The organism is Sagittula sp. S175 (genome assembly GCF_049800975.1).
Lineage (GTDB): Bacteria > Pseudomonadota > Alphaproteobacteria > Rhodobacterales > Rhodobacteraceae > Sagittula.
Map to the genome: position 1 here is coordinate 268313 of NZ_JBNAGB010000001.1, position 11850 is coordinate 280162.

The following is an 11850-nucleotide window of genomic DNA, read 5'->3' on the forward strand; positions in this document are numbered from 1 at the left end:
CAGACCGCGTCCAGATCAATGCAGAAGAGAACCGATATAAGTCTTCTTGTCGATCTGAGCGTGACCAAATGCGCACAATGCCGCGTCATCTTTGGCATTCACACCTTGCGATGCCAACCAGGCCTCAGCCTTGCTGCGCATCCGTTTCTTTTCAGCCTTGGACGTCACGTACTCGTCGATTTCGGCGCTGCTGTACCCAAGGCTTTGCGCCTTCGATTTCAGGCTGCTTACCTGCCCAAGGGCCCGAAGCATCCGCGCTCCGATATCATCACAAGACTTCCGAATCTCGTCTGCGATAGCAATTTGCATCAACGTGTCGTCGATTTCCTTCACCTCGCGCAGGGCGGGCTTGGCCATTGCCGGAGCCGCAATGGCCAGACACAGAATGACGGTGGGAATCAGGCGCATATCTGGCTCCTCATGAATGGACGCTTGTCTCCAGAGATCGTGTTTTCCCAACGTTATGCAATAACGGGTCCATGAAAACCGGTTTTTGCGCGGAACCGCACCGTCTGGAAAACACCTGTAGGCAAGTCCGCGCTCAGAGGTCGCGGCATCGGCCCGTGAGGCTCAGCGACTCGCTGGTTACTGCCAATTGATCCTTCGGCGTATCCGGCCCGACCTCCCAGTCGATGTCAGAGGTGCCGTAGGTCTCGATGCAGTATTTCGTCGCTTGGTACGTCGCGGCCTGAACGGCGCCATCGATGGACTTCGCCGGCTCCCGCACCGAGGCCACAAAATGCGCTGGCCCGTCATCCAACGCCTTGGCGCTGCCCCGAAACACTTGGCCGTCAAAGGTCTGGACCTGCTCTCGGGCGCCTTTCCCAAGCCGGCCGCACCCTGCAAGCGACGCTGCGACGGCAAGGATCAACACCAGTTTCAGCAGATCGGCAGACGTTATCTGCGGCAACTCCCGCTGTTTCACCAGAGCATCGCGTCGCGCGGTCGGCGTTTTCCGGAGAAGGCCTGCGGTGTTTTTCATGTCTCTGCCCTTGTTCTTTGGCCTTGAGCCTTGGCGCCCCTGCCAAGGCGGCGTCACCTTCGCCCCGCGCGCCTGTCAGGTCAAGCACTTGCACGAAGTCGCAGGGAACCGGATCGCCCCATCGGCAGTTACATGCGTAGTACAAGGAGAGAGCCGATGACCCACGCCTTCCCCATCCGTCCGCTGCCCGCGATCGTGCCCCACGATCTGACCGAAGGTCTTCCGCCGGATAAAAAGCTCTCTCTGAAGATCTCCACCGACGGCGGCTGAGCGCCGTCCCCGACTCACCGCGATCAGCGACCTTGCGAAGGTGGCCGGCAACGGACCACCTTCTGCCATTCCTGTTGGGGCTTCGGCTCTCTCGCACCTGACAGGTTGTCTTTGGCTACCACCGCAATGTTTCTACGTTTTGCCTTGAGGAAAAACCCTGCGATCTGCATCGACACCGTTTTGAAAGACATCTCGTGAGGCTCACCCGTCCGCGGGCATCCCGTAGTCCGGCCCCTTGCGTGTTGGCGTATAGGGCCGATCCGAAACCTGCACATCTCCAGCGATGAAAAACGGCAGGACCTCGGGCGGCAGAAAAAATCCGCTCAGGTCATTGCCGGAGTTGAGCGCGTAGAACCGGTCTCTGCCTTCTGAGGGCAGCAGGTCACTCACCAATCGCACGAAGGTTTCCGTCGCCAGTTCCCAACTGCGGTCAGCCTCACGTTTCGAATAGACTTCATAATGAATGCCGTTCACTTCGATGACGTAGCCGGGTGTCTCCTCGATCACCGACATTGAACGGATCGACACCCCTCGCATCTGCAGATGCGGCCCGATCTTCAAAAGAGTGTCAAACATCCCGCCTTCTGCCAGCGCCTCCGCATCAAGATGCACCAGCCGATCCGACAGATAGAGCGCGCCGATCCCTTCCGATTCGACCAACGGCAGCAGAGCCTCGCGCCTGTCGTAATCCTCTTGAAGCCAGAAACCGGTGATCTCCAGCACGCTTTCCAGCGTCGGGCCGGGAATGCCCTCTGCCGCCGCCGACCCCGCCAAAAGCACAAGGCCCCCCGCCAACCGGCGAAGGGCCTTGGACAGTCCTTGGACCGGCATGATTACTCCGCAGCCACGGCGCTGACCCGCCCGGCCTTCTGTGCCTTGATGCGGTCTTCGATCTCGTCGCGGAAGTTGCGGATCAGGCCCTGGATTGGCCAGGCCGCTGCGTCACCCAATGCACAGATCGTGTGGCCCTCGACCTGCTTGGTCACGTCCCACAGCATGTCGATCTCTTCCTCGTCGGCCTCGCCGCGCACAAGACGGTCCATCACGCGCATCATCCAGCCGGTGCCCTCGCGGCACGGCGTGCACTGGCCGCAGGACTCGTGCTTGTAGAACTTGGACAGGCGCCAGATCGCCTTGATGATGTCGGTCTGCTTGTCCATCACGATCACCGCCGCCGTGCCAAGGCCGGAGCCCAGCTCGCCGCGCAGGTAATCGAAGTCCATGATGGCGTCCTTCATCTTCTCCCCGCGCACGCAAGGGACGGAGGAGCCACCGGGAATGACCGCCTTAAGGTTGTCCCAGCCGCCGCGGATGCCGCCACAGTGCTTCTCGATCAGCTCTTCAAAGCTGATGGACATCGCCTCTTCGACGACGCAGGGGTTGTTCACGTGGCCGGAGATGGCGAACAACTTCGTCCCGGCGTTGTTCTCGCGGCCAAAGCCCGCGAACCAGGACGCGCCGCGCCGCAGGATGGTCGGCACCACGGCAATCGATTCGACGTTGTTCACCGTGGTCGGGCAACCGTACAGACCCGAGCCCGCCGGGAACGGCGGCTTCATCCGGGGCATGCCCTTCTTGCCTTCGAGCGATTCCAGCAGCGCGGTTTCCTCACCGCAGATGTAGGCCCCGGCGCCGTGATGCACGAAGAGCTCGAAATCCCAGCCCGAGCCAGCGGCGTTCTTGCCCAGAAGGCCCGCGTCATAGGCCTCGTCAATCGCCGCCTGAAGCGCCTCGCGCTCGCGGATGTATTCGCCGCGGATGTAGATGTAGCAGACATGCGCCTGCATCGCGAAGGAGGCGATCAGGCAGCCCTCGATCAGCGTGTGCGGATCGTGGCGCATGATTTCGCGGTCCTTGCAGGTCCCCGGCTCCGATTCGTCGGCGTTCACCACCAAGTAGGAGGGACGGCCATCCGATTCCTTCGGCATGAAGGACCATTTCAGACCGGTCGGAAAGCCCGCACCGCCGCGCCCACGCAGACCGCTGGCCTTCATCTCGTCGATGATCCAGTCGCGGCCCTTGCCGATGATGTCCTTGGTGCCGTCCCAATGGCCACGCTTCTTCGCACCGTCGAGTGTGCGGTCATGCATGCCGTAGATATTGGTGAAAATCCGGTCCTGGTCCTGAAGCATCTCTTATCCTTCATCATCTCGGCGCGAACGCCAGAGCCCGTATATCATCCAGACCGCCCAGATAAACCCCGCCAATGCAACAAGATCGAACAAAGCGCGCAGGCGCTGGCTCCAGTCCAGCGCCTGCCCAAGGGCGGTGATGGCGATCCAGTACACACCTACCCCGGCAATCATCAACGCAACCTTGCGTCCCTGCCGGTTCAGTTCGTCTTTCTTCGCCATGGTCTTCCGTTTTCAGTCTTTGAGGCCGATCAGTTTGTCGGCTTCGGAGTGGTGTCCGGCTTCTTGGCAGCAGGCTTTGCAGCCGCCGTGCGTCCTGCGCGCGGCTTGGCCGCTGCCTTGCGGGCCGCGGGCTTGGTGGCCACCTTCGCCGGAGCCGCAACCTGCGCCTTGGGCGCCTCGGGCTTGGCGGCAGGCGCCGCCTCTGCCTTCACCGGCTCCGCTTTCGGTGCAGCGGGCTTGGCCTCGGCCTTCGGCGCCTCGGCTTTCGGAGTTTCGACCTTTGCCGCAGGCTTCGCAAACTCTGCCTTGGGTTCTTCGGCTTTCGGAGCTTCTGCGACCTTCGGGGCTTCAATCTTCGCGGCTTCCGCCTTCACCTCGGGCTTTGGTGCCGCGACCTTGGCTGCGGGCTTGGCCACCGCCTTCGGGGCCGCCTTTGCCACCGGTGCAGCCTTCGGAGCCTCGGCGGTCTTCGCCGTCCCTGCCGGGTTGCAGATGGAGCCGAAACCGACCGTCATGCCCGGCATGGAAAACTTGGCCATCGGCGTGCCCTTCCAGGGCAGCATCGCCAGCTTCATCATGCTTTGGCTGGTCTCGATCGCCAAACGGGTCTGCATCGCCATCATCTTCACGACGGGCGAATAATCAGGGGTAAAAACTTTCAGGGGGCTCATTGCCATGGTCACGTCCTCGCTCTTTCGACGCGCGCGGATCCTGCCCGCAACGCGTGCCTGTGAAGCGCCGTTCCTCCCCAACAGTGCCAGGTTCACGCCTGACACAACCCGGGGCCATGTGCAAGTCATGGCTGTGTCGCAGGGCGCCGAACAGCGCCCTGCAATGCATCACATCAATCGTAAACGCCGCCTTTTTCGACACGCTGCGAGAACTCGGTCTCGCCGCCGGACGCCAGGATCTTGGCCTGCTCCACCCAATTGTCACGGGTCACGCGGCCCTTGAAACCGCCCAGATTCGCGTTGACCCAGGCGACTTCCTGGTCGCTCCACCCCGCGATCTGGTCGAAGTGGTAGACGCCCAGCGAATGGCACAGGCGCTCCAGTTTCGGACCGATTCCCTTGATTTCCTTGAGATTGTCCGCACCACCCTCGCGCGGGCCATCCAGCAGTGCGGGCTTCTCGCCTTCGCCAGTCCCCTCAAGCGAGCCGTCACCGTCGAAATCTGCCGTGGCATCAGAAGCGGGTTCGGTGGAGTCCGCGGGCGCCGCTCCGGTTGCCGCTCCGGCAGCCGGGCCGTCCTTGCTGTAGGTCCAGCCGCCTTTGCGCGATGCCAGTTCTGCCTCGCCCGCCAGCGCAGTCGACGGCTTCACCTTGATCCCAGCCTCGCCGCCGCCGCGGGCCGTGTCGGAGTCGGTCGATGTGGATGCGGGTGCGTCCGATGCAGGCGTTGCCGCATCGGAACTGACTGCTTTCGCTTCGGTGACAGCGGGGCTCGAAGCTTTGGCCTCTGCTGTCGCAGTGGTGCCCGCATCGGTGTTGGCGTCAGGGGCGGTGGCCTCTGCCATCGCAGAACCTTCGGACCCGGCTGCCGCTGTATCTGCGCCACCGGTCGCCGAACGGTCCGGGCTGTAGGTCCAGGACCCCTTGCGCGATGCAAGCTCCGCCTCGCCTGCCAAGGGCGTCGACGGTTTCACCTGCGATCCGACCTGACCCGCCACGCCTGCGGGCTCCGTGGCCTTGGGTGTGGCGGCATCGGTCGCGTCCGCTGCATCTGCCGCAGGCGGCGTGTCGTCCCCCGCCGTATCAACTGCGGCATCCGCCGTTGCGCCCGCCTCATCGGCAGTTTCCGTAACCGCTTCCGGGCCAGATCCCGCCGCCGCTTCAGAGCTCGTCTCTGCTGCAGCCTGATCTTCCGTACCCGCAGCACCAGCCGCCGCCACGCCGGTGGTAGTCGCGGTTCCGGCTGTCGGTTCAGCCTTCGCCGAAGGTGCCGGGGCCGCAGTCGTCACCGTCGCAGTCGTCGTCGCGGGACGCGCTTCGGGCAGCGGTGCGCAGAACAGCCAGTTGAACAACAGCCCCAGAAGCACGAAGGCCAGCACCCCCAGGAACAGCGCCGTCCCCAGCCCCTGCCCCATCAGCAGCAGGAAGGCCAGCAGCCCAAGCACCGCCGCCATGCCCCAGCTCTTCACCGCGCAATTCCCATCAGTCCGCATTCAACAACACTCCCGTTTTCTCCTGTCTTCGCAGGAACCATTTTCACTTTTTTAACACTTTTGCCGGACTCCGCCGCTTAGGCAATTGCGGAGTCACCCTTTAAGACAAAAGAACAACGCCCGACGCGGTGGCGCCGGGCGTTTCAAACGGTCCCTCGGGACCTTTCAGACTTCGAAAGCCTCCCGCTCCCGAAGAAACCTGTTGTCAGGCCCCGCGCGTCCCCGACTGATCGTTCCACGGCGCCTTCAGCGGCACCTCGGTGCCGTCGATGCGCTTCACAGTGTCGCCGATGTCATGCGCCAACTGCGCCGAGGCGCTCATCTTGATCGAGGCATTGACAAATTCCGTCAGGGTCGTTGCGCCGCCCTTCGGCTCGGAGCCCATGCGACCGTTTTGCGGACCGACCTGCGGCACCTCGCCTTTTGCAAGACGGTCCAGCAGGGACCGCAGGCTGTCGGCGGTCAGGTCCTCGTAATAGTCCTTGCCAATCTGCGCCATGGGCGCGTTCGTGCAGGACCCGAGGCATTCCACCTCTTCCCACGAGAACTTGCCGTCTGCCGACAGCGCGTGCGGCTTCGGTGCGATCTTTTCCTTGCAGACGGCGATGAGGTCCTCGGCGCCGCAAATCAGGCAGGAGGTCGTGCCGCAGATCTGCACATGCGCCACCGACCCGGTCGGCTGCAACTGGAACATGAAGTAGAAGGTCGCCACCTCCAGCGCGCGAATGTAGGCCATGCCCAGCATGTCCGCCACATATTCGATCGCGGGACGGCTAAGCCAACCTTCCTGCTCCTGCGCGCGCCACAAGAGCGGGATCACAGCGCTTTGCTGACGACCCGCCGGGTACTTGGTGATCTGTTCCTTGGCCCAGGCCATGTTCGCCTCGGTAAAGGCAAAGCTCTCGGGCTGTTCGGGGTGCAACCTACGCAGCATCTCTTTGATCCCTCTATGTCGCGGGCCTGACCCGCGCACGAAAATTTCAGCCCGCCCGGACTGCGTGTAACTGACCGCTTACGACTGGACCGCTGGTGCGGCCGCCGGTTCCGCCGGAGGCGTGCAGGTGCCGATGACCGACCGCACGCCGCCATTGTCCAGCGACACGGCCTCGCCCTTGGCGACCTTGTACTGTGCGATCTCGATGACCTTCTCACGCGGCAGGCCGGTCTGAAGCTCCACCGGAAGGTAATCCACCTCGCTCACCAGCGAGCAACCGACGGACGCGACGGCGGTATCCCAGCTCGCCAGCATCTCGGGCGTGGTGTCCTGCGGAGCCATGCCCAGTTCGACGCAGCCAGCGGTCAGCGCCATCAGCGGCAAAGCAAGAACCAGTTTCTTCATCGTCACTTCCCTCTTTGCGGGCGTTTTGCCTGCTATTGCCGGGACCATCAGGCCCCGGTTGTCGCGTCTCAGCGGTCAACCTCGCCGAACACGATGTCCATCGTGCCGATGATCGCCGCCACGTCGGCCAGCTGGTGCCCCTTAGCAACGTGGTCCATCGCCTGAAGGTGCAGGTAGCCCGGCGCGCGCAGCTTGGCGCGGTAAGGCTTGTTGGTGCCATCGGCCACCAGATACACGCCGAATTCGCCCTTAGGCGCCTCGACAGCGGCATAGACCTCGCCCGCGGGTACGTGGAAGCCTTCGGTGTAAAGCTTGAAGTGATGGATCAGGCTTTCCATCGAGGTCTTCATGTCGCTGCGCTTCGGAGGGGTGATCTTGCCCCGTGCCAGCACGTCGCCCTGGCCTTCGGGGGCGCGCAGCTTTTCAATGGCTTGCAGGATGATCTTCACCGACTGGCGCATCTCTTCCATGCGGACGAGGTAGCGGTCGAAGCAATCGCCGTTCTTGCCCACCGGGATCTGGAAGTCGAATTCGTCGTAGCATTCATAGGGCTGCGCACGGCGCAGATCCCATGCCAGACCAGAGCCGCGCACCATGACGCCCGAGAAGCCCCAGTCCTGGATCTCCTGCTCGTTCACCACGCCGATGTCGCAGTTGCGCTGCTTAAAGATGCGGTTCTCGGTCAGTAGGCCGTCGATATCGGCGAGGATCGTGGGGAACTCATGCGCCCACTTCTCGATATCGTCCAGCAGCGCGGGCGGCAGGTCCTGGTGCACACCGCCGGGGCGGAAGTAGGCCGCGTGCAGGCGCGCGCCACAGGCCCGCTCGTAGAAGATCATCAGCTTTTCACGCTCTTCGAAGCCCCAGAGCGGCGGCGTCAGCGCGCCCACGTCCATGGCCTGAGTCGTCACGTTCAGCAGGTGGTTCAGCACGCGGCCGATTTCCGAATACAGCACGCGGATCAGAGAGCCCCGGCGCGGCACCTCGACGCCGCACAGACGTTCGATGGCCAGACACCAGGCGTGCTCCTGGTTCATCGGTGCCACGTAGTCGAGACGGTCGAAATACGGCAGGTTCTGCAGGTAGGTGCGCGATTCCATCAGCTTTTCGGTGCCACGGTGCAGCAGGCCGATATGCGGGTCGCAACGTTCGACGATCTCGCCGTCCAGCTCCAGCACGAGGCGCAGCACGCCGTGTGCTGCCGGGTGCTGCGGGCCAAAGTTGATGTTGAAGTTGCGGATCTTCTGTTCGCCGGTCAGCGCGTCGTCAAAACCCTTGGAGCCGTCCATCATCAGTGCCTCCTTCTGCCGGACTTGGCGCCCTGCAGGACCGCCAGACCGTCGTTACCGTAGTGATGCGCGAACAGGTTTCCCCGCGCCTCGACCATTCCATCGGGCAGCCGTGCCGCCAGTTCATCCAGACACATCGCGCCCGTTCCCGGTTGCGCGATCTTGCACAGAAAGCCGATCAGCGCCGGCATCTCCAGCGCCATGTCCCGGCTTTCCGCACAGTTCAGCACAAAGGCAAATGCCCGTGCCGTGAATTCCTCGTCGCGCCGCGCGATGACCTGGTCCAGAATGTCCCAGATCAGCCCGCGCGCGCTGCCATCCTCGGCAAAGAAACCGGTGCAGACCAGCGCATCCTCTAGGTCGATCATCTCGGGCAGCAGGTCATTGGCCCAGGCCACCCAGTCCTCGCCGCTCTCCAGCGAGGCAATCGCCTTCTCGGGCTCCCAGCCCTCGCGCTCCAGCGCCTCAAAATCCGTGTCGAAGCTCAACTTGCCTCGTACCTTTCGTAAAGTCGTCGGGCCCGCAGGCCCGTTATCGTGCGACGGCGCGCCAGTTATGGGGCGCGCCATCAGCATCAGGCCTTCTTCTCGTCACCGGGCAGCACGTATTGCGCGCCTTCCCACGGGGACATGAAATCGAACTGGCGGTATTCCTGCACCAGCGAAACCGGCTCGTAGACGACGCGCTTCTGCTCTTCGTCGTAGCGCACCTCGGTGTAGCCGGTGGTCGGGAAGTCCTTGCGCAGCGGGTAGCCACGGAAACCGTAGTCGGTCAGGATGCGGCGCAGGTCCGGATGGCCCGAGAACAGGATGCCGTACATGTCGAAGGTTTCGCGCTCGAACCAGTTGGCCGAGGGGTGAACCGACACGATCGACGGCACCATCTCGTCCTCGCGGATCGAGACGCGCAGGCGGATGCGGTGATTCTGGTACATCGACAGGAAGTGGTAGACCACGTCGAACCGCTTGGGCCGTTCGGGGTAGTCCACGCCGGTGATGTCCACCAGGGTCGAGAAGCGGCAGGTCGGATCGGTCTTCAGGAAGTCGACAAAGCCGCGGATGTTGGCCGGGGCCACGTCCACGTTCAGCTCGCCATGGGTCACGTCCCAGCCGATGACGCAATCGGGGCGCTTCAGCTCGATGTGGCCGCCCAGTTCGTTCAGAGCGTCGGTCATGCCTTCACCTTCTTCAGCGCGTCCACGGCGACGACGGCGCGGCGCACTTCGCCCGCGCTTTCCTCGAACCAGACGCATTGCGCGGCGATCAGGTTGGCATTCTGGTCGCTCTGACCGACGGTTTCCACCGTCATCTTCGCGCTGCCGGAGGTCAATTCGACCACGTCGCCGGGTTTCAGTTCAGCCATCGTCATCCCTCCTTACCGGACCAGAGTGCCGGTGCGGCGCATCTTCTTCTGCAGGGCCAGCAGGCCGTACATCAGCGCCTCTGCCGTCGGCGGGCAGCCCGGGACGTAGACGTCCACCGGCACGATGCGGTCACAGCCACGCACCACCGAATACGAATAATGGTAATAGCCGCCGCCGTTCGCGCAGGACCCCATCGAGATCACGTAACGCGGTTCCGGCATCTGGTCGTAGACCTTGCGCAGCGCCGGGGCCATCTTGTTGGTCAGGGTGCCCGCGACGATCATCAGGTCGGATTGGCGCGGCGAGGCGCGCGGCGCGGTGCCAAAGCGTTCGAGGTCGTAGCGCGGCATCGAGGTATGCATCATCTCGACGGCGCAGCAGGCAAGGCCGAAGGTCATCCAGTGCAGCGAGCCGGTGCGCGCCCAGTTGATGATGTCCTCGGTGGAAGTCAGCAGGAAGCCCTTGTCCTGCAAATCGCGATTCATCGCCTGGACGGTCACTTCCTTGTCTGCCGCAGCGTGATTCAGCGAAGTCGAAATACCCATTCGGTGTCCCTTTCGTCCGGCCTGCGCCCGTATAGACCCAATCACCCGGAAGGGTCAACGCACCCCACCCCGGTTCCGGCCTGTCCTTTCCTCGCCTTCTGCGGCAAATCCGCCGGGTGGGCAAGGCTTTAACCCGCGCAATGCATGGCGTTGCCTTAACTCTGAGCGACACCCGCCCCGCCCGGCGCGCCCGCGCCTGTGGGCGCCTGCACGCGTCGGCCCCCGCCAACAGCCATGGCAGCCCCTGCAGCATCCAGTGCCCCGCGAATTCCGCGTCCCCCCGTGAGCCGATTCGCCCGTCGCGCCCAAAGGGCATGGACAGATTGCCACCACCGCGCCGCAACCTGCCAAAGCCCGTCCGAAGGTTCCGGGCGCAGGGCTATCCCGTTCCGCCCTGCAGCACTGCGGGGCGCCCCGCGGCCCCCCCTTGCGCGACCCGGAATTTGATCAAACGTTGGGACCACAACTTCCAACGAGGGAAAGACCCATGCTGACCATCACGATGCGCCGTGCCACACCGGACGATGTCGCCGCCGTTGCCTGCCACGTCCATGCCCTGCTGGACGAGCTGTCGGCCGGCCAGGCTCCGACCCTCGACGCAGTCACCGCCACTGCCCGAAACGTGCTGGCCTCGGACCGTGTGATCGCCCTGCTGGCAGAGCAGGACGGCACCGCCATCGGTCTGCTGACGCTGAACGAATGCATGGCGATCTACGCGGGCGGGCTGTTCGGCGAAATCTGCGAACTCCACGTCTCAGCGGCCCAGCGGTCACGCGGCATAGCGTCCCGCCTGCTGTCCGCGGCCCTCGACGAAGCCCGGGCACGCGGCTGGTCGCGCCTCGAAGTCGGGGCGCCTGCGCAACCCGAATGGTCACGCACCCTGTCCTTCTACCGCACCAACGGCTTCGTAGAGACCGGTCCCCGCCTGCGCCGCACCGTTGACGGGTCCTGACCGGCGACACGCGGCCCACACCCCTCACCCGGAAACGAGAAAGGGCTTCCTCGCGGAAGCCCCCTGTCAGTCCCGGCGCGTCACAAGTGGGTCACTCCCACTCCAGCGCGCCCTTCTTCCATTCGTAGGCGAAACCGGCGGTCAGCACGCCAAGGAACACCATCATCCCCCAGAAGGCCACGTCGCTGAGGTCCTTGAAGGCCACGGCCCAGGGGAACAGCATCGCGATTTCGAGGTCGAAGATGATGAACAGGATCGAGACGAGGTAGAATCGCACGTCGAACTTCATTCGCGCATCGTCGAAGGCGTTGAAGCCGCATTCGTAGGCCGACACCTTCTCGGGGTCCGGGTTGCGCACGGCGATCAGGATCGCGGCGAAGATGAAGACCAGGCCGATCACCACGGCAATGGCCAGAAAAACCAGGATGGGCAGGTATTCCCGCAGCATGTCTTCCACGAGGCAGCTCCTCAAGATCGGGGCACGCGGACAGACACCGCGCGCGAAAATCGTCCGATGTCGGCTTAGCCCCCGCAGCGCACGGGGTCAACAAGCAGCCCGCAGATTGCAGAAGATTGACGGTATAGCGCCCCG

General features: G+C 63.6%; 15 protein-coding genes and 1 pseudogene. 1 reads left to right on the plus strand and 15 read right to left on the minus strand.

The genetic code is table 11. The features are described 5' to 3' along the window. Positions 1–15: 15 nt before the first annotated feature. From ACP16H_RS01265 to ACP16H_RS01330, 14 genes and pseudogenes are all read right to left on the minus strand, one after another. Complete coding sequence (locus tag ACP16H_RS01265; RefSeq protein ID WP_425070419.1) at positions 16–408, minus strand: DUF5333 domain-containing protein; 393 nt, start codon at positions 406–408, stop codon at positions 16–18. Positions 409–541: 133 nt separating this feature from the next. Further along, positions 542–982, minus strand: coding sequence for a hypothetical protein (locus tag ACP16H_RS01270; protein ID WP_425070420.1), 441 nt, complete (start codon positions 980–982; stop codon positions 542–544). 471 nt (positions 983–1453) lie between these two features. Beyond that, on the minus strand, positions 1454–2083 hold the full coding sequence (locus tag ACP16H_RS01275) for a hypothetical protein (protein WP_425070421.1): 630 nt from the start codon (positions 2081–2083) through the stop codon (positions 1454–1456). Between the two features lie 2 nt (positions 2084–2085). Then, positions 2086–3384: an NADH-quinone oxidoreductase subunit NuoF gene (gene nuoF, locus ACP16H_RS01280; RefSeq protein ID WP_425070422.1), complete on the minus strand. Its 1299-nt coding sequence runs from the start codon at positions 3382–3384 to the stop codon at positions 2086–2088. Between the two features lie 3 nt (positions 3385–3387). After that, positions 3388–3606, minus strand: coding sequence for a DUF5337 domain-containing protein (locus ACP16H_RS01285; protein ID WP_425070423.1), 219 nt, complete (start codon positions 3604–3606; stop codon positions 3388–3390). Between the two features lie 29 nt (positions 3607–3635). Then, a complete protein-coding gene (locus ACP16H_RS01290) occupies positions 3636–4283 on the minus strand; it encodes a hypothetical protein (RefSeq protein WP_425070424.1) in 648 nt (215 codons plus the stop codon). Between the two features lie 167 nt (positions 4284–4450). Then, positions 4451–5770, minus strand: coding sequence for a hypothetical protein (locus tag ACP16H_RS01295; RefSeq protein WP_425070425.1), 1320 nt, complete (start codon positions 5768–5770; stop codon positions 4451–4453). A 220-nt stretch (positions 5771–5990) separates the two neighbouring features. Next, positions 5991–6704: pseudogene (gene nuoE, locus ACP16H_RS01300) on the minus strand (NADH-quinone oxidoreductase subunit NuoE); the annotation flags it as partial. A gap of 78 nt (positions 6705–6782) precedes the next feature. Continuing rightward, positions 6783–7109 carry a hypothetical protein gene (locus tag ACP16H_RS01305; RefSeq protein WP_425070426.1) on the minus strand — a complete coding sequence of 109 codons (327 nt, stop codon included), beginning with the start codon at positions 7107–7109 and terminating at the stop codon, positions 6783–6785. A 68-nt stretch (positions 7110–7177) separates the two neighbouring features. After that, positions 7178–8398: an NADH-quinone oxidoreductase subunit D gene (locus ACP16H_RS01310; RefSeq protein ID WP_425070781.1), complete on the minus strand. Its 1221-nt coding sequence runs from the start codon at positions 8396–8398 to the stop codon at positions 7178–7180. Positions 8399–8400: 2 nt separating this feature from the next. Beyond that, a complete protein-coding gene (locus ACP16H_RS01315) occupies positions 8401–8886 on the minus strand; it encodes a hypothetical protein (protein ID WP_425070427.1) in 486 nt (161 codons plus the stop codon). A gap of 86 nt (positions 8887–8972) precedes the next feature. After that, entirely contained in the window at positions 8973–9572 is a 600-nt protein-coding gene (locus ACP16H_RS01320; protein WP_425070428.1) for an NADH-quinone oxidoreductase subunit C, read from the minus strand. Next, on the minus strand, positions 9569–9760 hold the full coding sequence (locus ACP16H_RS01325; RefSeq protein WP_425070429.1) for a DUF2158 domain-containing protein: 192 nt from the start codon (positions 9758–9760) through the stop codon (positions 9569–9571). The genes ACP16H_RS01320 and ACP16H_RS01325 overlap by 4 nt, the downstream gene beginning before the upstream one ends. 12 nt (positions 9761–9772) lie before the next feature. After that, a complete protein-coding gene (locus ACP16H_RS01330; protein WP_425070430.1) occupies positions 9773–10306 on the minus strand; it encodes a NuoB/complex I 20 kDa subunit family protein in 534 nt (177 codons plus the stop codon). A 487-nt stretch (positions 10307–10793) separates the two neighbouring features. Between ACP16H_RS01330 and ACP16H_RS01335 the strand changes: the two genes are divergently transcribed. Beyond that, on the plus strand, positions 10794–11258 hold the full coding sequence (locus ACP16H_RS01335) for an N-acetyltransferase family protein (RefSeq protein ID WP_425070431.1): 465 nt from the start codon (positions 10794–10796) through the stop codon (positions 11256–11258). A 91-nt stretch (positions 11259–11349) separates the two neighbouring features. On the opposite strand, the gene ACP16H_RS01340 is transcribed toward ACP16H_RS01335, so the two are convergent. Beyond that, a complete protein-coding gene (locus ACP16H_RS01340) occupies positions 11350–11715 on the minus strand; it encodes an NADH-quinone oxidoreductase subunit A (protein WP_425070432.1) in 366 nt (121 codons plus the stop codon). Positions 11716–11850 lie beyond the last annotated feature (135 nt).